Origin of the sequence: Arthrobacter sp. zg-Y1143 (assembly GCF_030125565.1) — a bacterium.
Lineage (GTDB): Bacteria > Actinomycetota > Actinomycetes > Actinomycetales > Micrococcaceae > Arthrobacter_B.
This window is the reverse complement of the sequence record NZ_JASKLW010000006.1, coordinates 101,566-120,560: the sequence shown is the minus strand read 5'-3', so window position 1 is coordinate 120,560 and position 18,995 is coordinate 101,566. Positions and strand designations below refer to the sequence as shown.

The window sequence follows — 18,995 nt, the reverse complement described above, 5'->3', positions numbered from 1 at the left end:
TCGCATCGGTACAACTGGTGTGTCTGGTGAGTCAGGTGTTAAGGCTACTTGACTTCCTGGATGTCCACTACAAAGGCCAGCGGGCCGGAAGGGCCGCTCTGGGCGGGATCGCCGTAGGCCAATTCGGACGGCAGGACCAGGAGGACCTTTGAGCCCGCCTTCTGGCCGGCCAGGCCGTAGGTCCAGCCGGACACCACGTTGGCCAGCGGGAACTCCACCGGCTCACCGCTTTCGTAGCTGGAATCAAAGGTCTTGCCGTCCCGCAAGCCCACGCCCAGGTAGGCGGCCTTGACCGTGCCGGTGGATTCGAGCACCGGACCGTCGCCCTCTTCGAGGACCTTCACGATGAGGCGGTCGGGTTCCTCCACACCCTCGGGAATGGTGATCGACGGCGTGCCGTCTTCTCCGAAGCTGACCTGCGGGAGCTTTCCTTCGCTGTCCAGGGCTGCAACGTCTTCGGGACTCATGAGCAGCGTGCCTTCGGCATTGCGTGCTGCCGCTTCATCCTGGCTGAGGGAGGGCACGGTATCCACGGCGTCCATGACCGTGAAGACCAGGAAGTTGGTTTCAAGTCCGGCTTCTTCGTCGCCCGGAACGTAGTAGGCGAAGTCGGAGCCGACGTGGGCGCCGAGCAGGGCGTCGTAGAGCTGGGAGTTGGAGGATTTCAGGGCCTCGTCCACGGCGATGCCCTGGGCATCCTCCGCGGTGTAGCTTTCATCGACGAGCGAGCCGTCTTCGGGGTTGATGATCGCCAGGCGAAGCATTGCGGTCTGGTCCGCTGCCACTTCCTTGCCGTCACCATCGTTGATGCGTGTCAGGGTGGGTTCGTCCGCGCTGAGCGGCTTGTCGAAATCGACCGTGGGTGCGGTGCCTTCTTCGCCCCCCTGGATCTTCACGGAGGACAGCGGGCCGCTGTCATTGCCGTCGCCGCCGGAGCAGGCGGTCAGGAACAGCAGGAAAGGCAGGAGTATCGCTAGTACTTTACGCACAGTACTTCTTTCAGTGGTGGACATGATCAGTGTGGAACCGGGGCATGGCGCTATCCGGACCGCAACAGGCCCCACACTAACCGGTCCGCCTGAATGAATCCTAGGTGGCGCAGGCGGCAGGCGCTTCACAGGGTCGAGAGCAGGGCCTCCACCCGTTCATCGACTGAGGCAAAGGGGTCCTTGCACAGCACGGTCTGCTGCGCCCGGTCGTTGAGCTTCAAATGCACCCAGTCCACCGTAAAGTCCCGGTTCGCGGCCTTGGCCCGGCGTACAAAGTCACCGCGGAGCTTGGCCCGGGTGGTCTGCGGCGGCTGGTCCACGGCTTCCTTGATGTCGCTGTCCTCGACCACCCGCGCCGTTTCCCCGCGTGCCTGCAGCAGATAGAACAGGCCGCGGCGCCGGGAGATGTCATGGTAGGTCAGGTCCACCTGGGACAGGCGCGGGGAGTTCATTTCCAGCCCGTTGCGCTCACTGTACCGGTCCACCAGCTTCTTCTTGATGGCCCAGTCGATCTCGGTGTCGATGCTGGAATGGTCCCCGGACTCAATGGCGTCCAGCGTGCGTTCCCACAGGTCCACCACCCGCCCGGTATGCCGGTTGTGTTCCCCGTTGGCGGAGACGAAGTCCTTGACCCGCTGCAGGTAAATCCGCTGCAGGTCCAGCGGGGTCATGGTGGAACCGTTGGCCAGCTTCAGCGGTTGCCGGCCGGAGAGGTCATGGGATGTTTCCCGGATGCTGCGGATGGGGTTTTCCAGCCGCAGGTCACGCATCAGCACTCCGGCTTCGATCATCCGCAGCATCAGGTCCACCGAGCCGGCCTTGAGCAGCATGGTGGTTTCGGACATGTTCGAGTCCCCGGCGATGACGTGCAGGCGCCGGTAGTGCTCGGCGTCGGCGTGGGGTTCGTCCCGGGTGTTGATGATGGGGCGGGAACGCGTAGTGGCGGAGGAGACACCTTCCCAGATGTGGTCCGCGCGCTGGGAGAAGGCATAGAGGGACCCGGACTGGGTCTTGAGCACCTTGCCGGCACCCACCAGCAGCTGGCGGGTGACCAGGAACGGGATGAGGACGTCAGCCAGCCGGGAGAACTCCAGCCGGCGCGGAATCAGGTAGTTTTCGTGGCTGCCGTAGGAGTTGCCGGCGGAGTCGGTGTTGTTCTTGAAGAGGTAGACGCTGCCGTTGAAGCCTTCTGCCCGCAGCCGTTCCTCCGCCTCGTCCACCAGGTCGTCCAGGATCAGTTCCCCGGCCCGGTCGTGGGCCACCAGCTGCGCCAGGTCGTCACATTCGGCGGTGGCGTACTCGGGGTGGGATCCGACGTCGAGGTACAGCCGGGAGCCGTTGGTGAGGAAGACATTCGAGGAGCGTCCCCAGCTGACCACCTTGCGGAAGAGATAGCGTGCCACTTCCTCCGGGGACAGCGGGCGTGAGTCCGGGCCCGAGTAGGCGATGCCGAACTCGGTTTCCACCCCGTAGATCCTGCGGTCCATCAGTCTCCTTCCGCGCCGGACAGCAAGCGGTCCAGCTCAACGGTGTTTATCCTGCGGAACGCCCTGACGGTGCCGCGGGTCGAGAGCGGGTCCCGGTCCAGCACTGCCACTTCCAGCAGCCCGGCCCCCAGCCGGTCCGGAGGCTGGCCCCCGCCGTTGCCCTCCGGGGTCCGCGTGGCGGAGAGGGCGGTAACAGCTGTGCGGATGGCGGAGACGAAGCCGGCGTCCTGGTTCCAAGACCGGGCCAGGGCCTCTTTGACAATGTCGGCCTGCCCGCCCATCACGGTGTAGTTGCTTTCGTCGGCGATGGCACCGTCGAAGTTGAGCCGGTAGAGGCGGTCCGAATAGGGGTCCTCCCCCACCTCCACCACGGCTAGTTCAACTTCGAAGGGCTTGCCCTCGGTGGTGAACACCGAGCCCAGGCTCTGCGCGTAGACGCTGGCGAGGCCCCGCGCGGACACATCCTCGCGGGAATAGGAATAACCGCGAACGTCCGCGAACCGGATGCCGGCCTGGCGCAGGGACTCAAACTCGTTGTACTTGCCGACGGCGGCGAAACCGATGCGGTCATAGATTTCGCTGAGCTTGTGCAGGGACGGCGAGGGGTTTTCGGCCACCAGCGCAATGCCTTCCCTGCAGGTCAGCACCACCACCGACCGTCCCCTGGCAATGCCTTTCCGGGCAAAGTCTGCCCGGTCCTTCATCAGCTGTTCGGGCGACACATAGAACTGCTGGGTCACGGCTACGCCTCCAGCCCGGCGGCGGAGCGCCGTTGAACGAGCTCACGGGCAAGTTCCTGCAGTTCCCGCTCGGGGATTTCCCGATTGCCGGCGCTGTTGACCACGTAGACCACCGGCCACAGCCGGCGCACCATGTCCGGTCCGCCGGTGGCAGAGTCGTCATCGGCGGCGTCGTAAAGGGACTCCACCGCCACGGCCACCGCCGACTCTTCGTCCAGGTTCGGCTGCCACAGCTTTTTCAGGGCGCCGCGGGCAAAGACCGAACCGGAGCCCACGCTGTGGTGCTCATATTCCTCGTACCGGCCGCCGGTGACGTCGTAGGAGAACAGCCGGCCCGCCCGGCGCTGGGTGTCGTACCCGGCGAACAGCGGAACCACTGCGAGCCCCTGCAGGGCCAGCGGCAGGTTCGAACGGACCATGGCAGCGAGCCGGTTGGACTTTCCGTCCAGGCTCATGGGCGTGCCCTCGATCTTTTCGTAGTGCTCCAGTTCCACCTGGAACAGCCGGATCATATCCAGGGCCAGCCCCGCGGTGCCGGCGATGCCCAGCACCGAGTAGTTGTCCGCGGGAAAGACCTTCTTGATGTGCCGGGAGGCGATCATGTTGCCCATGGTGGCCCGCCGGTCTCCGGCCATCAGCACCCCGCCGGCGTAGGTGAGCGAGACGATGGTGGTGGCCTGCGGCGCCAGCGAAGCCGCGGAACCCTGCGATGAGGGCCCCAGCGACCGGGCGGACGGCAGCAGGCCGGGGTTGTGGCGTTCCAGATGGTCGGTGAACGATGCGGAGGCGGCGGTGTCGATGGCGGCGGCGGGGTCCCGGGGGGCCATCCGTCACTGACCGCCCTTCTGGATGAAGCCGCGGACAAACTCTTCGGCGTTGCTCTCCAGCACGCCGTCGATTTCGTCCAGCAGATCGTCCACGCCTTCGGTTTCGGCGGATGCTTCCGCTTCGGCGGCAGGCGGCGGGGCGGTTTCGGTTTCTTCTTCTACGGGATGCGTTCCGGTGTTTTTGCGGTCCTGGGTTGCCATGATGCTTAGCCCTTTCTTGCCCGGGGGTTGAATCCTAGTCCTATGGTGCCACGGTGCCCTCTGAACCGGTCAGGAGTCTGGCCACAAAATCCTCGGCATCGGCCGAAGCGCGGAACAGTTCCTCCGTAAGCTCGCGGGTACCGCGCAGCGGTTCGCGGGTAGGGATGCGCTGCAGCCGCCGCCGGGAGGGCAGCTCGAAGATGATCGAGTCCCAGCTCGCACCGATGACTTCCCGGGGGAACCGGGTCAGGCAGTTCCCGCGGAAATACGCGCGGGTATCCTCCGGCGGGTGGGTGACGGCACGGGCAATTTCCGCATCCGTCAGGATCCGCTCCATCTGCCCGCGGGCTGCCAGCCGGTAGTACAGTCCCTTTTCCGGCCGCATGTCCGCGTACTGCAGGTCCACCAGGTGCAGCCGTGCATCGGACCAGGACAAACCGTCGCGGTCCCGGTAGGCCTGCAGCAGTTTGAGCTTGGCTGCCCAGTCCACTGCGGCGGACGCCTCCAGGGGGTCCCGCTTCAGTGTTCCCAGCAGGGCGGACCAGCGGGCCAGGATGTCCTCGGTGTCGGCATCGGTTCCGCCGGTGGCGCGGGCATGCTCCGCGGCAGCTTCGAAGTAGATCTCCTGGAGGTCCAGCCCGGTGACCAAACGCCCGTCCTTCAGCTCCACCAGCTGTTCCAGGGCCGGATCATGGCTGATGGCCTGCAGTGAGCCCACCGGGTCCCGCAGTTCGAGGTCCGGGGCGGTACCGGCCTCTATCATGGACAGCACCAGGGACGTGGTGCCGGTCTTCAGCAGCGCGGACACCTCGCTGAGGTTCGCGTCCCCGATTATCACGTGCAGGCGCCGGTATTTCTCCGCCACGGCATGCGGCTCGTCACGGGTGTTGATGATGGGACGCCGGATGGTGGTTTCCAGCCCCACCTCCGTTTCGAAGAAATCCGCCCGCTGGCTGAGCTGGAAGCCCTGGCGCTGGTTGTTGGTGCCGATGCCCACCCGCCCGGAACCGGCAATCACCTGGCGCGAGACGAAGAACGGCACCAGGCCGCGGACCAGGGCACCGAAGGGAACGCTCCGGGGCACCAGGTAGTTCTCGTGGGAACCGTAGGACACCCCCTTGTTGTCGGTGTTGTTCTTGTACAGGTGAACCGGCGCGAACCCGGGCATCCGGCCAATGTGCCGCATGGCCGCCAGCACCACGGCGTCGCCGGCCTTGTCCCACAGCACCGCATCGCGGGGGCGCGTGACTTCCGGAGAGGAGTACTCGGGATGGGCATGGTCCACGTACAGCCGCGCCCCGTTGCCGAGCACCATGTTCATCAGCACCGGGTTGTCAGCGGTCTGCTCGCCATACAGCGCCGCCGGTCCCCCGCCTTCCATGGCAATCTGTTCGGCGTCCAGTACGGGCGGTTCGTCCGTCAGTTGGGTCGGGTCCGCGGCCGCCCGGGGCACGGCGAAACCCCGGGCGTCGTTCAGCGGCGCCTCGTCGGTATAGTCCCACCGCGTGCCGGAAAGGTTGCCCGCCCCGGAGCGCAGCGTGGCCGCGTAGGCGTTGACGATCTGGCTGGACAGGACGGTGGCATTGGCGGAGGGCAGGGACGGAGCGAGCACGCCGTACTCGGTCTCCGTCCCCATCACCCTGCGGACGGTCACAGATACTGTCCCGGGTTGGCCGCGGTTTCGATGGTCCGGCCGGGTTCCTGGCCGGCCTTGCCCTGGACAATGGTGCGGATGTAGGTGATGCGCTCGCCCTTCTTCCCCGAAATCCGTGCCCAGTCGTCCGGGTTGGTGGTGTTGGGCATGTCCTCGTGCTCGCGGAACTCGTCCACCACGGCGCGCATCAGGTGCTCAATGCGCAGGCCCCGCTGGTGCAGCTGAAGCAGGTCCTTGATGGCGTACTTCTTCGCCCGGTCCACGACGTTCTGGATGACGGCGCCGGAGTTGAAATCCTTGAAGTAGAGCATCTCGGTGTCGCCGTTTGCGTAGGTGACCTCCAGGTACTCGTTTGCCTTGTCCTCGGCGTACATTTTTTCCACGGTGCGCCGGACCATTTCCCCGACTGTTGCCACCGGGTCGTAGCCGTGCTCCGCGAGGTCTTCCCGGTGCAGCGGAAGGTCCGGTGTGAGGTACTTGCCGAAGATTTCTGCGGCGCCTTCGGCGTCGGGACGCTGGATCTTGATTTTGACGTCCAGCCGGCCCGGCCGCAGGATGGCCGGATCGATCATGTCCTCCCGGTTGGAGGCACCGATCACTATGACGTTCTCCAGCTTCTCCACGCCGTCGATCTCGCTGAGCAGCTGCGGAACAATGGTGGTCTCGACGTCGGAGGACACCCCGGTGCCGCGCGTGCGGAAGAGGGAGTCCATTTCGTCGAAGAAGACCACCACGGGGCTGCCGTCCGAAGCCTTCTCCCGGGCGCGGCCGAAAATCAGCCGGATGTGCCGCTCGGTCTCCCCCACATACTTGTCCAGCAGTTCCGGGCCCTTGATGTTCAGGAAGTAGCTGCGGGCGCCCAGTGTCCCGTTCTGTTCCATGACACGGGCGGCCAGGGCGTGGGCCACGGCCTTCGCGATGAGCGTTTTGCCGCACCCCGGAGGGCCGTAAAGCAGGATCCCCTTGGGCGGTTTCAGCCCGTGCTCGCGGTAGAGGTCCGGATGCATGAACGGCAGCTCCACGGCGTCGCGGATCTGTTCGATCTGCGGGCCCAGCCCGCCGATATCGGCGTAGGAGATATCCGGAACTTCCTCCAGGACCAGGTTCTCCACTTCGCTGCGCGGAATTTTCTCCAGCGCGTAGCCGATGCGGGTATCCACGGTCAGCGCGTCCCCCACCCGCACCTTGTCCCTGCTGAGGGGGCCGTTGAGCCGGACCACCCGTTCGTCGTCGGCGCGTCCGATGACCAGGACCCGGTCCGGGTCCAGCAGTTCCTTGACCGTGAACAGTTCGCCTGCCCGTTCAAAACCGAGCGCCGCGATGACGGTGAGGGACTCGTTAAGCAGCACCTCCTGGCCCGGGACGATTTGTCCCAGGTCCAGGAGCGGTGAAACCGCCACCCTCAGCTTGCGCCCGGACTGGATGATGTCCAGGCTTTCCTGCACCGATGCCGTGGTGGTCACTCCCGGCTCGGCATCCCGGCGCTGGTTCACTCCGATCACGGTGCCGAAGCTGAACGGTGTGGCGCCCTCATTCTCCAGTGCATCCTTCAACCGGATGATTTCGGATTTTGCGGTTTCAAGCATGGCTACGAGCCGCGCGTTGTTGTGCGTCAGGGCAGCAAGCTGCCGGTCCAGGTTCCGGAGTTTATCCCGGAGCACATTCAACTGGCGTGCTTCGGCCGCTGTTCCGGCAGAAGCCGGAACAGTGTGGGATTCCCCGGTCCCGGGTGCGACGTTTTCGGGTTCAGCCATGGTACCGACCGCCTTCACATAGCTCTGGGTCTGTCCTTCGACAGTAACCCAGCGCTGCGTGAGATACACGGGGTCCGGCGTCTTGTGTTTCGCCGGTTACCCGTTAAGGGGTGTCGGTCTCCTGCTGGAACTTTTCGGCGTTTTCGAGGGCTCCGCGCTGCACTGTGGAGCTCGCGTCCTTGGCCGCCCGGCGCAGCTTGTGGGCTGATACTTCGCGTTCCCCCACTGCTGCGGGTGTCCATGCGTTGAGGTCCTCTTCGCTGAAATTGGTCTTGGACGCGCGGCGCTTGGCCACCAGTCCGGTGGCGCCTTCGGCCAGCCGGCGGGCGGTCAGCAGGAAGCCCGTGTGGGCCACCATCCGGTGGTCCGGGCGGACTGCGAGGCCTTCAAGGTGCCAGCCGCGGACCATGGACTCCCAGCCGTCCGGCTCGGTGAAGCGGCCGTCGGCGCGGATGGCCTCCGCCGTGCGGGAGAGCTGGGTGACCGTGGCAACGTAGGAGATCCACACCCCGCCCGGGGCCAGGACAGTGGCGACGGCGTCGGTGCACTCCCACGGGGCGAGCATGTCCAGGACCACGCGGTCCACGCTGCCCGGCTCTTCGGCCTTGACCACTTCGTCCTGGAAATCCCCCAGGGTGATGTTCCAGGCCGGGTGCGGGCCGCCGAAGAAGGTTTCCACGTTGCCGCGTGCGATCTGCGCGAACTCCTCCCGGCGCTCGAACGAGTGCAGGCTGCCGTTGTCGCCTACGGCGCGCAGCAGCGAGATGCTCAGCGCACCGGATCCGACGCCGGCTTCGACTACCCGGGCACCGGGGTAGATGTCCGCCATGGTGACGATCTGCGCGGCGTCCTTGGGATAGACCACTGCGGCACCGCGGGGCATGGACAGTACGAAGTCCGAGAGCAGCGGGCGCAGGACCTGGTACTGGTGGCCGGCGGTGTTGGATACTACGGAACCTTCGGGCAGCCCGATCAGGGTGTCGTGCTGAAGGTACCCGCGGTGGGTGTGGAAGGCGCCGCCTTCGGTGAGGGTGATGGTGTTGCGCCGGCCCTTTTCGTCGGTGAGCTGGACCCGTTCCCCGGGCTTCAGCGGTCCCCTGCGGATATCGGCGCCGTGGGGTGCAGCGCCGGGGGCCTGCTCCTGGTTATCGGAGTTCATGGATCTTCCTTTGGTTCTCTTGCGGGTATGTAACGGGCAACGGCGGTGCCGGGCCCGTAAGGAGGTGTGTGGCGGCCGGCCCTAGCGGGGCGGGCGGGCGGGTTTGCCGGTCACGGCGGTGACGACGGCGGCCTGGCGCAGCAGGCCCGTGACGGCGCCGTCACTGTCAATGACCGCGTATTCGCTTCCCTGCAGTTTGGCCAGGTAGGAGACCAGTTCCTGGCCGGCCGCGGCTTCGGGCACATAAGCGCCGGGCGCCAGCGGGCGGGCCACGGACTGCACGGGTATCTGTTCTGCCGTGCCGGGGGGAACGGAGGCCAGGGCATCCCGGTCCACCACCGCTTCGGGCTGGCCGGTGGCGGCGGTGACCACCACGGCGGTTCCCGGGTGCTGTTCGGCCAGATGCCGGGCGGCAGCCGCCGTAGAACCGGCGGGCAGGGAGACCGCAGGTTCCATCAGCGCGGAGGCAGCAACCCGGGGCAGGCGCAGGCGCAGCCGGGCATTGGTGATGGCCGCTCCCGCCCCCATCCACAGGAAGCCTGAGAGCAGGGCAGCCACCAGGACCAGGCTGAGGGTGGGCGTATCGCCGCGCACATAGGGCGGAATGAACAGCAGCCCCAGGATCAGGACAACAATGATCCGGCCGGCCCAGCCTGCCGCAATGGTGCCCCGTTCCTGCGAGCCGGTGGCTTTCCAGACGGCGCTTTCCACAATCCGGCCGCCGTCCAGCGGCAGGCCCGGAAGGACGTTGAAAACGGCCACGAGGAGGTTGGCGTAGGTGAAAACGGCTGCGACCAGCCAGCCCACCGTGCCGGAGGGAAGGATCCTCAGTAACCCGTAGCCGGCCAGGGCCAGCAGGAAATTCGCAGCCGGTCCGGCCAGCGCCACCAGCAGGGACCTGCCCGGTGTGGAGCGAAGGTCACCGAACTGGGTGTGTCCGCCCCACAGGGTCAAGACGATCTTCGTGGTGGGCCAGCGGTAGGCACGCGCAATGAGTGCGTGGGCAACCTCGTGCGCGAGTACCGACAGCAGGAGCAGGATGGCGTAGCCAAAGGCAACAGCGTAGGCGCCGGCCCCGAGGTTCGGGAAGAACTGCCGCACCTGGGGCCCGAACACGGCCACAATAAGCGCGGCAACCAGGAACCAGGAATAGGCCAGGATGATCGGCACCCCGGCAATGCTGCCCAGCGCGATGCCTTCCCGGCGGGCGGTGCCGCCGGGCCCGCTGCTGCTCACCTGGCGGGCTCCGGAACGGGACCCGAAAGCAGGAGCAGCAGGTCGCGGATGCCGCGCCCGGCCAGGGTGTCCCATTCATGCCGGACGGTCCCTGCCGGCAGCGGTACGAAGTTGGGTACTCCCAGTGTGGGAAGTCCGGCCGCCTGTGCGGAGGCGGCACCGGGCAGGGAGTCTTCGACGGCCACGATGCCGGTTTTCTCCAGTCCGGGAAGGGCTGCCGCCATGGTGTCGAAGGCCAGCTGGTAGGGCTCGGGGTCCGGCTTGCCTGCGCTGACCATGTCTCCGGTGACCACCACATCGAAGGTGCCTGCCGGCAGGGCCCGGACAATTTCCCGGGCCAGGACGGGTTCGGACATGGTCACCATGGCGCAGGGAATATCCGCCTGGCGCAGTTCTGCCAGCAGCTCACGCGCGCCGGGCCGCCAGGGTACAGCGAGGCGGACCTGCTCGGTGACCTGCCCGATCAGCCGGTCGATGATCTCCCGCACAGCCAGGGGCACGCCGGCGTTGCGGAGCATTCCGGCTGAGAATTCAAGGGCCTGGCCCACCATTGCCTCCGCCTGCGCTTCGGTCCACTCGATGCCGTAAGCGGCCGTGAGGTCTTTTTCGGCGGCGATCCAGTAGGGCTCTGTGTCAACGAGGGTGCCGTCCATATCCCAGAACACGGCCTGCAGGGTCGGGGCGGCATGGCTGCGGGCGGAATGGCCTGCGGGAAGTGTGGGCATGCCCTAAGTCTAAGGGGCGGCGCGGACCGGCGTTTCTTTTGCTCTGCGCGAAGCGCCCTGACCCGGTCCTGACACAGGGTGAAACGGGGCATAGTGTGATCGTGTGAGCACTACCGACGGCTTCCCGGCAACCGGGCTGCAGGACTTTTTTGGCGATGAGACTTCCCCCGAACGCGTCACCGTGATGCTGGCGGCGTTCGAGGGCTGGAACGATGCAGGTGAAGCTGCCTCGGACGCGCTGAAATTCCTCCACCGGCACTGGGACAGCGAAAAAATTGCCAGTATCGACGCCGATGAGTACTACGACTTCCAGTTCACCCGGCCGGCCATCAAGCGAACGGCCTCCGGCGGTCACCGGATCAAGTGGCCGACCACCCGGATCTCCCGTGCCGAGGTCCCGGACAGCAACCTTGACGTCATCTTCGTGACCGGGGTGGAACCCTCCTATAAGTGGCGGGCCTACACCGCCGAACTTATTGCCCTGGCCAAGGAACTGGACGTGGACTGCATAGTGCTTGCCGGCGCACTGCTGGCCGATGTGCCGCACTCGCGTCCCATCCCGGTTACGGCCACCTGCGAGGAACCGGACCTGCAGGAAAGCCTGAGCCTGGAGGAGTCCGCCTACGAGGGACCCATCGGCATTGTGGGCGTGGTCTCGGAGATGGCTAACCTCGCGGACATTCCCTCCGTCTCGCTGTGGGCGGCCGTGCCCCACTATGTGGGGCAGGCGCCATCACCCAAGGCGCAGCTGGCACTGCTCAACCGGATCGAAGAGCTCCTGCAGGTTCCCCTGGACACCCGCCTGATCACCGAAGAGGCCGAGGCGTGGGAACGCGGGGTGGACGAGCTGGCCACCGAGGACCCCGAAGTGGCCGCCTACGTCCGCCAGCTGGAAGAGGCCAAGGACACCGCCGAGCTCCCCGAGGCCAGCGGTGAATCCATTGCCCGCGAGTTCGAGCGTTACCTGAAGCGGCGCCGGCGGGACTGACCTGCGCTAGAGGCGGATGCCCAGCAGGGCATCCAGTGCGGCGGAGACCAGCTCTCCCCCGGCCGGTGTCCCCGCAGGGACGGTGGCCAGTGCCGCCGCGGCCCAGGCATCGGCGGCCTGGAGTGCGGCAGGGGCATTAAGGTCATCGGCCAGTGCTTCGCGGATCCGTGCGAGCAGGCCTTCGGCCGCACTCTCGTCCGTGAACTCCAGTGCGTGCCGCCAGCGGCTGAGGCGTTCCTCCGCCGACCGCAGCTGATCTTCGGTCCAGAACCAGTCGGTGCGGTAGTGGTGGGAGAGCAGGACCAGGCGGATGGCTGCCGGTTCCACCCCCTCGGCGCGCAGACGCGAAACCAGGACCAGGTTGCCCAGGGACTTGCTCATTTTCTCGCCGTCCAGGCCCACCATGCCCGCGTGTGCATAGTGGGAGGCCAGCGGGGTTCCGGCACTGGCGTAGGCGTGCCCGGCACTCATTTCGTGGTGCGGGAATACCAGGTCCGAGCCGCCGGCCTGAACCGTGAAGGGGCGGGGCAGGAACCGCTGGGCAATGACCGAACACTCAATGTGCCAGCCGGGCCGGCCCTGGCCCAGCCGCCCGCCGTCCCAGGACGGTTCCCCGGTCCGGGCCTGGCGCCACAGCAGCGGATCCAGGGCGTTGCGCTTGCCCGGACGGTCCGGATCTCCGCCGCGTTCGGCGAACACCGGAAGCATGGCTTCGCGGTTCAGGTGCGAGACCTGGCCAAGCCACCACGCATCGGGGTCTTCCGGGGCGAGCCGGGAGGCGGCGTCGACGTCGAAGTACAGATCGCCGTCGGGCTCCCCCGCAGTTCCGGGAACCCGGTAGGCCAAGCCGCGGTCCATCAGGTCCTCCACCACCGGAACAATCCACTCCACGGCCTCGACGGCACCAATGTAGTGGTCCGGGGCCAAAACGTTCAGGGCCTCCATGTCATCACGGAAGAGCTGGGTCTGTTCCTGGGCCAGCTTGCGCCAGTCGGCACCGGTGGCGTTGGCGCGTTCCAGCAGCGGATCGTCGACGTCGGTGACGTTCTGCACGTACCGGACGGTGTATCCGGCGTCGCGCCACTGGCGGTTCAGCAGGTCGAATGCAACGTAGGTGGAGGCATGGCCCATATGGGTCGCGTCGTAGGGGGTGATCCCGCAGACGTACATGCTCGCGTCTGAATCCGGCTGCACGGTCACCGGCGCCTGCGCGGCGGTGTCGTAGAGGCGGACGTTGGTCGACGTACCGGGCAGAGTGGGCAGGGAGGGGGATTTCCAGGCAATCACGCTATCAACTCTACTGGGCGCTGCCTCCGGCCGCTGACGCTCCCGGACCGGCCGGGCGGCCGTCAGGCGGCAATAAAGCCGAAGCCGAGAAGCAGGTAGATCAGCACGCCCAGCAGGATGCGGTACCAGACGAAAAGACTGTAGCTGCGGGTCGAGACGTAGCGAAGGAACCAGCCGATAATGACGAATCCCACAACGAAAGCGACAACGGTGGCAGCGCCGGTCTGGGCCGCCGAGTACGGCATCGGCTCATCCAGCGCCTTCACCAGCTGGAACAGTCCGCTGCCGAAGACGGCGGGAATGGCCAGGAGGAAGGCGTAGCGGGCCGCGGCTTCGCGGGTGTAACCCATCAGCAGCCCCGCCGTGATGGTGCCGCCGGAGCGGGAGACGCCGGGAATCAGGGCCAGCGCCTGGGCGAACCCGTAGAGGATGCCGTGCTTGTAACTGAGCTGGTCCAGGGAGCGCTGCTGGCGTCCGACGGCGTCGGCGATGGCCAGGATGATGCCGAAGACAATGAGCATGGTGGCCACAAGCCACAGGCTCCGGAACGTGCTTTCGATCTGGTCCTGGAAAAGCAGGCCCAGCACCACGATCGGGATGGTGCCGATAATGATGAGCCAGCCCATGCGCGCATCGGGATCGCTGCGGGGCACCCTGCCCGTGAGGGAACCGAACCAGGACTTGATGATCCGGACAATGTCCTTCCAGAAGTACACGGCCACGGCCGTCTCGGTGCCCAGCTGGGTGATGGCGGTGAACGCCGCCCCCGGATCCCCGGCACCGGGCAGCAGTTCCCCCACAATGCGCAGGTGCGCGCTGGAGGAGATGGGCAGGAACTCTGTCAGGCCCTGGACCAGGCCTAGGAAGATCGCTTCAAACCAATTCACACTAAGACTCTATGGCACCGGAGGGCTTCTTCCGGGCACTGCGGTGCGGTCAGCGGCTGGCCGGGCGCCCCAGCGGATTGCCGTTTTCATTCCCGTCATCCCCGGGAATCCCGTCCGGCGTTATCGGGTCCGTGTCGTCCTCGAGGGCCTCGTAGTCGTCTTCGTCGTCTTCGTAGATTTCCAGCGGGGTGACCTCCCCGTAGGCGTCATAGAGCACTTCCTCGTAGACTTCGAAGGCATCGGCGATCGCGAGGTACGCGCTCTCGACGACGGGATCCTTTTCGCCGCGGCGGCTGGCAGCCGCCGCAAGGTGCTCCTCGAAGGCCGTGACCAGGGACTGGAGCGCGATGCGCGGATCTATGCTCATTCCCTAGACGTTAGCGGTAAAGTAGGCAAAATTGGAGGGAAATGCGCGAACAAATTCTTGCACCAGATGTCTCCCGCCGGCGCGAAAACACCCGGGACTATGAATACCTGGTGGTCTCTGTTGAGCCCACCGAATCCCTGCCCGAAGCCCGGCGCCGCCTGATTGAACACGCCGAGTACGGCAAGTGGGAACTGCACCGCAGCCGCATCTACAGCGGCGGCGGACGGCGGTTCTGGCTGCGGCGAAGAATCCTGCGAGTCCAGCGGACCGCCTAGGGCCTACTCCAGCGGGCCCAGGACTGCATTGGCCACGGAGGCATGCACCGAGTCCTCGCTCGAGGGATGGAACATGCCCGCCAGTACATCCCGGTACAAGCGCTCCAGCTCCTGTCCCCGGGAGTAGCTCCGGCCGCCCGCCACCCGCATGGCGGTTTCAACGACGCCGCGGGCGGTTTCGGTGCTGCGGTACTTCAGGCCCGAGAGCAGCGGGAACCAGTAGCTGCCGTGGTCCGTGCCCTCTTCCAGGTCCCGGGCGACGGCGTCCAGCTCCAAGCCTGCGCCGTCCATCCGCAACGCGGCGTCGGCAACCTTCCACCGGGTGTCCGGATCAGCCGACGCCGGAACGCCGTCCGGTGAGCGGCGGCCACGGGCTGCGTCAGCGGCCAGCTGCACGGCGCGGTCCCCGATCCCCGTGTAGACCGCGGACAGCAGCGTCTCGAAAAGGCTGAAGATGCCGAAGACGAACGCGTCGCGGTGCGGGCCCACCGGCGTCGTGTGGACCATCCGGGCTGCCGGTACCACCGCGTCGTCCAACCGTGTGGTGCAGGACTGGCTGGCCCGCATGCCCATGGTGTTCCAGTCATCGGCGATGGTGATTCCTGCTGTCCCCCGGTCCGCGAAGCCAAAAACCAGCCGCGGGTCATCCGGGGCGGAGGTGTCCTTCCCGAAGATGCCCAGCCGGGTCCACGCCGGGGAAAGGCTGGTGAAGATCTTGGTGCCCGTGAAGGCATAGCCGCCGTCCCCCGTGGGCCGTGCCGCTGTGTGGGAGTCAAAGAGCACGGCGGGATTGCCGGGCTCGGAGACGCCGAAGGCAAACAGCTCCCCCGCTGCCGCTTCCTTCAGGACAAAGGCCAGGGAGTCATCGCCCTGCCGGGCCAGCAAGTGGGCTACTCCGCACCATACCTGGTGCATGTTCACGGCCAGCGCGGTGGCCGGGGCTGCTGCCGCCAGCAGGCGCTGGCTGGCAACGACGTCGGGAATGCCCAGTCCCGCCCCGCCCTCGGCTACCGGCGTGAACAGGGCGAGATACCCTGCTGCCCGCAGCTCTTCCAGGTCTTCGGTGAAGAAGCTGTTGGTTTCGTCGTAGCCTGCGGCGCGGGACCGCACGCGCTCAAGCAGATCCGGGGTGAGGATGTCGGTGGCGGGCACAGGGGTTCTCCTTGTTGGGGCAGCAACCGGGTGCGGTCAGTAACTTGTGAGCAGCCGCGACAGGACCCGGGTGCCGAACTTGAGTGAATCCACCGGCACCCGCTCGTCCACGCCGTGGAACATGCCGGTGAAATCCAGGTCCTCGGGCAGGCGGAGCGGGGCGAAGCCGTAGCCCGTGATGCCCAGCCGGCTGAGGGACTTGTTGTCCGTGCCGCCCGAGAGTGTGTAGGGAAGCACGGGCGCGCCGGGATCCTCGGCCTGCAGCGCACCGACCATGGAGTCCACAAGGTTGCCCTTGAACGGCACCTCCAGGGACACGTCCTGGTGCTCATAGCTGATGTCAATGCCGTCGCCGGCCAGTTCCCGGATGGTGGCCAGCACCTGTTCCTCCTGCCCGGGCAATGTGCGCGCATCAATCAGCGCCTCGGCAGTCCCGGGAATGACGTTGTGCTTGTAACCGGCCTTCAGCACGGTGGGGTTGGAGGTGTTCTGCAGCGTGGCACCCACAAAACGCGCCACGGTGCCCAGTTCGGCCAGGATGCGGTCCGGGTTGTCCGGATCGAACTCGACGCCGGTCAGTTCCGTCACGCCGTCAAGGAAGGCCCGCGTGGTGTCCGTCAGCTCAATGGGCCAGGGGTGGCTGCCGATATTGGCGACGGCGCGCGCCAGCCGCGTCACGGCGTTGTCGGTGTTGATCTGGGAGCCGTGCCCGGCGCGCCCGTGGGCCACCAGCCGGAGCCAGGAGATGCCCTTCTCCGCCGTCTGCAGCAGATAGGTCCGCCGGCCGCCGATGGTGGCCGAGAAGCCGCCCACCTCGGAGATAGCCTCCGTGGCGCCGTCGAACAGTTCCGGCCGGTGTTCCACAGCCCAGCGTGCTCCGTAGTCACCGCCGGCTTCCTCGTCAGCGAAGAACGCGAAAACAATGTCCCGGCGGGGCTTGGTGCCCGTGGCCGCCATGGAACGCATCACGGACAGGATCATGGCGTCCATGTCCTTCATGTCCACGGCACCGCGGCCCCAGATCAACCCGTCGCGCTCTTCGCCGCTGAACGGGTCCACGCTCCAATCCTGTTTCTGTGCCGGCACCACATCCAGGTGCCCGTGCACCACCAGGGCGGGCAGGGATGAATCACTGCCCGCCATCCGGGTCACCACCGACGCGCGGCCGGGCGCGGACTCAAAGAGATCCGCCGAGAGCCCGGCTTCCTCGATCAGCCCGGCCGTGTATTCAGCCGCGGCGCGCTCCCCCGGTCCGGAGTTGTCGCCGAAGTTGGAGGTGTCGAACCGGATCAGCTCCCGGCAGATCCGGGCCACCTCGTCTTCGGCGCGTACTGCTGCGCCGGACCGGACTGCACGGGAGTCGTCCCCGGCGGAGGAATTGGAGCGGGCGTCTTCAGGCATGGTGTCCCCTTCGGTATGCTGTGCTGCCAGCTTAGCCAGAGAGGGCGTGAGGTGCGCCGCATTTCGCCTTCCGGCGACGCCCAACCTGCCTGCGGCTTGGGTCGATTCGTTGTTCGGTGCGAAACCGTGTTAGAGTTTTTCCCGTTGCTTCCACAGGTTTTGAACAACACCGGAACCTGTGGAGATCACCCAAGCGCGGGTGGCGGAATGGCAGACGCGCTAGCTTGAGGTGCTAGTCCTCTAACGAGGGTGGGGGTTCAAGTCCCCCTCCGCGCACAGACAAACCCCCGGAATCTTTCGATTCCGGGGGTTTTTTGTTGGCCGCGAAAAGCACGTTGATGTGATGTTCGGCACCACTGGACGAACGGCTTGGATGCTAGGTGCCGGGTGCGGAACAGTATCCGTCCCGTTTGCGGGTCAATCATCGCAGGGCCGCTGCGGGGCGTGTTGCCCGGATGAACGCACCGGTACCCTCGATGCCATGGACGGCGGCGCGGTTTTCAATCTCCTGCTGGTTGTGTTCTTCATCCTGCTGGGCGGAGTTTTTGCGGGTGCTGAAATGGCCCTGGTGTCCCTGCGGGAAAGCCAGATCAGCGGCATTGAACGCAGCGGCCGGCAGGGGGCGCGCACCGCGCGTCTGGCCCGCAACCCGAATCTTTTCCTCTCCGCCATCCAGATAGGCGTGACGCTCACCGGTTTCTTCTCAGCGGCCTACGGCGCTTCCGCCCTGGCACCGGCGGTGGTGCCGCTGCTGCGCCGGTGGGGACTGTCCGAGGCGGCCGCTGACACTACGGCCTTTATTGTGCTGACCCTGTTCGTGGCCTACCTGTCCCTGGTGCTTTCGGAACTGGTACCCAAGCGCCTGGCCATGCAGAACGCGGTACGGTTCGCCAGGATCCTTTCGCCCGCACTGAACCTGTTCGCGGTGCTGATGCGCCCGGTAATCCGGTTCCTCTCGGTCTCCACCGATACCGTGGTGCGCCTGCTGGGCGGCAACCCCAACGTGAAGACGGTACCGGTGAGCAGCCAGGAACTTTGGGACATGGTGGCAGCCAGTCCCATGCTTGCCGAGGACAGCAGGCGGATCCTGTCCGATGTGTTCGGAGCCGGTACGCGGTTGGTGCAGGAAGTGATGCGTCCGCGCACCGAAGTGGTTTTCCTCCGCGCGGACCTGTCGCTGGAGCAGGCCCGGGAACAGGTGCGCGAACTGCCGTACTCGAGGTACCCGGTCATCAGCGGGTCCGTGGACGACGTCGCCGGGTTCATCCACGTCCGTGACCTGATGCCGGATCCGCAGGACCCGGAACGGGACGTGCGCACCGTGGCGCAGATCCTGCGGCCCATCCTCTTTGTACCCGGCACGGCCACGGTGCTGCCCTCCCTGACCCGGATGCGGCGGGAAAACAGCCACATAGCCGTTGTGGCCGACGAATACGGCGGTACGGACGGGATCATCACCTTGGAGGACCTGATCGAGGAACTCGTGGGCGAAATCTACGATGAATACGACACCGGCCGGGACCCGGAGGACCGTTACCGGCGCGAGAAGGGCCAGCTGGTGGTGGACGGCGCGCTGATCCTCCAGGAGTTCGAGCGGCTCACCGGCGTCGCCCTGCCGGAGGGGCAGTACGAGACACTTGCCGGCTACATCCTCGAACAACTGGGCCGGATGGCCCGCCCCGGCGACACTGTCCAGGGGCCCGGCTGCCGGTTGGAGGTACTGGGTGTGCGCAGGCGGCGGATTGGTGCGGTGCGGGTAATTCCCGAAGCCGCCCACTGAACGGCGTCCACTGAACGGCGCCCCCGTTGCCTTTACCGGGTGCCACCGCGCACAATACCGAGCAACGTGGTTTGGACCGATTGTCC

At 66.3% G+C, this 18,995-nt stretch carries 17 protein-coding genes, 1 tRNA gene and 1 pseudogene; 4 read left to right on the top strand and 15 right to left on the bottom strand.

What is annotated here, in order from left to right; translation table 11 throughout:
* Positions 1–44: 44 nt before the first annotated feature.
* The 10 genes and pseudogenes from QNN98_RS09070 to QNN98_RS09025 form a co-directional block, all read right to left on the bottom strand.
* Positions 45–989, bottom strand: coding sequence for an FKBP-type peptidyl-prolyl cis-trans isomerase (locus QNN98_RS09070; protein ID WP_227911392.1), 945 nt, complete (start codon positions 987–989; stop codon positions 45–47).
* Positions 990–1,114: 125 nt separating this feature from the next.
* Positions 1,115–2,476, bottom strand: a complete 1,362-nt coding sequence (gene pafA, locus QNN98_RS09065; protein WP_227911391.1) for a Pup--protein ligase — start codon at positions 2,474–2,476, stop codon at positions 1,115–1,117.
* Positions 2,476–3,216 (bottom strand): proteasome subunit alpha, encoded by a 741-nt coding sequence (prcA, locus tag QNN98_RS09060; RefSeq protein ID WP_227911390.1) that lies wholly within the window; start codon positions 3,214–3,216, stop codon positions 2,476–2,478. The genes pafA and prcA overlap by 1 nt, the downstream gene beginning before the upstream one ends.
* A gap of 2 nt (positions 3,217–3,218) precedes the next feature.
* The gene (gene prcB, locus QNN98_RS09055) at positions 3,219–4,043 is read right to left on the bottom strand and encodes a proteasome subunit beta (protein WP_227911389.1); all 825 of its coding nucleotides are present in this window, start codon (positions 4,041–4,043) and stop codon (positions 3,219–3,221) included.
* A 3-nt stretch (positions 4,044–4,046) separates the two neighbouring features.
* Positions 4,047–4,244: a ubiquitin-like protein Pup gene (locus QNN98_RS09050; protein ID WP_227911388.1), complete on the bottom strand. Its 198-nt coding sequence runs from the start codon at positions 4,242–4,244 to the stop codon at positions 4,047–4,049.
* Between the two features lie 40 nt (positions 4,245–4,284).
* The gene (gene dop / locus QNN98_RS09045) at positions 4,285–5,880 is read right to left on the bottom strand and encodes a depupylase/deamidase Dop (protein WP_283996979.1); all 1,596 of its coding nucleotides are present in this window, start codon (positions 5,878–5,880) and stop codon (positions 4,285–4,287) included.
* A gap of 14 nt (positions 5,881–5,894) precedes the next feature.
* Positions 5,895–7,586: pseudogene (gene arc / locus QNN98_RS09040) on the bottom strand (proteasome ATPase); the annotation flags it as partial.
* Positions 7,587–7,755: 169 nt separating this feature from the next.
* Entirely contained in the window at positions 7,756–8,811 is a 1,056-nt protein-coding gene (locus tag QNN98_RS09035) for a tRNA (adenine-N1)-methyltransferase (RefSeq protein WP_227926282.1), read from the bottom strand.
* Between the two features lie 81 nt (positions 8,812–8,892).
* The gene (locus QNN98_RS09030; RefSeq protein WP_283996861.1) at positions 8,893–10,047 is read right to left on the bottom strand and encodes a site-2 protease family protein; all 1,155 of its coding nucleotides are present in this window, start codon (positions 10,045–10,047) and stop codon (positions 8,893–8,895) included.
* Positions 10,044–10,772, bottom strand: coding sequence for an HAD family hydrolase (locus tag QNN98_RS09025; RefSeq protein ID WP_283996860.1), 729 nt, complete (start codon positions 10,770–10,772; stop codon positions 10,044–10,046). Before QNN98_RS09025 ends, QNN98_RS09030 begins: the two co-directional genes overlap by 4 nt.
* A gap of 136 nt (positions 10,773–10,908) precedes the next feature.
* Between QNN98_RS09025 and QNN98_RS09020 the strand changes: the two genes are divergently transcribed.
* Positions 10,909–11,760, top strand: coding sequence for a PAC2 family protein (locus QNN98_RS09020; RefSeq protein WP_227911585.1), 852 nt, complete (start codon positions 10,909–10,911; stop codon positions 11,758–11,760).
* Between the two features lie 6 nt (positions 11,761–11,766).
* On the opposite strand, the gene mshC is transcribed toward QNN98_RS09020, so the two are convergent.
* From mshC to QNN98_RS09005, 3 genes are all read right to left on the bottom strand, one after another.
* Positions 11,767–13,047, bottom strand: coding sequence for a cysteine--1-D-myo-inosityl 2-amino-2-deoxy-alpha-D-glucopyranoside ligase (gene mshC, locus QNN98_RS09015; RefSeq protein WP_227926285.1), 1,281 nt, complete (start codon positions 13,045–13,047; stop codon positions 11,767–11,769).
* Positions 13,048–13,109: 62 nt separating this feature from the next.
* Complete coding sequence (locus QNN98_RS09010; RefSeq protein WP_227911382.1) at positions 13,110–13,934, bottom strand: undecaprenyl-diphosphate phosphatase; 825 nt, start codon at positions 13,932–13,934, stop codon at positions 13,110–13,112.
* A 49-nt stretch (positions 13,935–13,983) separates the two neighbouring features.
* A complete protein-coding gene (locus QNN98_RS09005; RefSeq protein WP_227911381.1) occupies positions 13,984–14,301 on the bottom strand; it encodes a hypothetical protein in 318 nt (105 codons plus the stop codon).
* Between the two features lie 41 nt (positions 14,302–14,342).
* Between QNN98_RS09005 and QNN98_RS09000 the strand changes: the two genes are divergently transcribed.
* A complete protein-coding gene (locus tag QNN98_RS09000; RefSeq protein ID WP_227911380.1) occupies positions 14,343–14,576 on the top strand; it encodes a DUF5703 family protein in 234 nt (77 codons plus the stop codon).
* 3 nt (positions 14,577–14,579) lie between these two features.
* Here the strand turns inward: QNN98_RS09000 and QNN98_RS08995 are convergent, their stop codons facing one another.
* Positions 14,580–15,728, bottom strand: a complete 1,149-nt coding sequence (locus QNN98_RS08995; protein ID WP_283996859.1) for an acyl-CoA dehydrogenase family protein — start codon at positions 15,726–15,728, stop codon at positions 14,580–14,582.
* Positions 15,729–15,764: 36 nt separating this feature from the next.
* Positions 15,765–17,129: a M20/M25/M40 family metallo-hydrolase gene (locus tag QNN98_RS08990; protein ID WP_229959082.1), complete on the bottom strand. Its 1,365-nt coding sequence runs from the start codon at positions 17,127–17,129 to the stop codon at positions 15,765–15,767.
* A gap of 193 nt (positions 17,130–17,322) precedes the next feature.
* Here QNN98_RS08990 and QNN98_RS08985 point away from each other — a divergent pair.
* A tRNA-Leu gene (locus QNN98_RS08985) sits at positions 17,323–17,405 on the top strand.
* Positions 17,406–17,610: 205 nt separating this feature from the next.
* Entirely contained in the window at positions 17,611–18,909 is a 1,299-nt protein-coding gene (locus tag QNN98_RS08980) for a hemolysin family protein (RefSeq protein ID WP_227911377.1), read from the top strand.
* The last annotated feature ends 86 nt before the right edge of the window (positions 18,910–18,995 follow it).

What these genes read in the sequence shown, in the direction of transcription:
- pafA (WP_227911391.1), bottom strand. Translation starts at nt 2,476, where the DNA reads ATGGACCGCAGGATCTACGGGGTGGAAACCGAGTTCGGCATCGCCTAC.
- prcB (WP_227911389.1), bottom strand. Translation starts at nt 4,043, where the DNA reads ATGGCCCCCCGGGACCCCGCCGCCGCCATCGACACCGCCGCCTCCGCA.
- QNN98_RS09050 (WP_227911388.1), bottom strand. Translation starts at nt 4,244, where the DNA reads ATGGCAACCCAGGACCGCAAAAACACCGGAACGCATCCCGTAGAAGAA.
- dop (WP_283996979.1), bottom strand. Translation starts at nt 5,880, where the DNA reads ATGGGGACGGAGACCGAGTACGGCGTGCTCGCTCCGTCCCTGCCCTCC.
- QNN98_RS09035 (WP_227926282.1), bottom strand. Translation starts at nt 8,811, where the DNA reads ATGAACTCCGATAACCAGGAGCAGGCCCCCGGCGCTGCACCCCACGGC.
- QNN98_RS09025 (WP_283996860.1), bottom strand. Translation starts at nt 10,772, where the DNA reads ATGCCCACACTTCCCGCAGGCCATTCCGCCCGCAGCCATGCCGCCCCG.
- QNN98_RS09005 (WP_227911381.1), bottom strand. Translation starts at nt 14,301, where the DNA reads ATGAGCATAGATCCGCGCATCGCGCTCCAGTCCCTGGTCACGGCCTTC.
- QNN98_RS09000 (WP_227911380.1), top strand. Translation starts at nt 14,343, where the DNA reads ATGCGCGAACAAATTCTTGCACCAGATGTCTCCCGCCGGCGCGAAAAC.
- QNN98_RS08990 (WP_229959082.1), bottom strand. Translation starts at nt 17,129, where the DNA reads ATGCCTGAAGACGCCCGCTCCAATTCCTCCGCCGGGGACGACTCCCGT.
- QNN98_RS08980 (WP_227911377.1), top strand. Translation starts at nt 17,611, where the DNA reads ATGGACGGCGGCGCGGTTTTCAATCTCCTGCTGGTTGTGTTCTTCATC.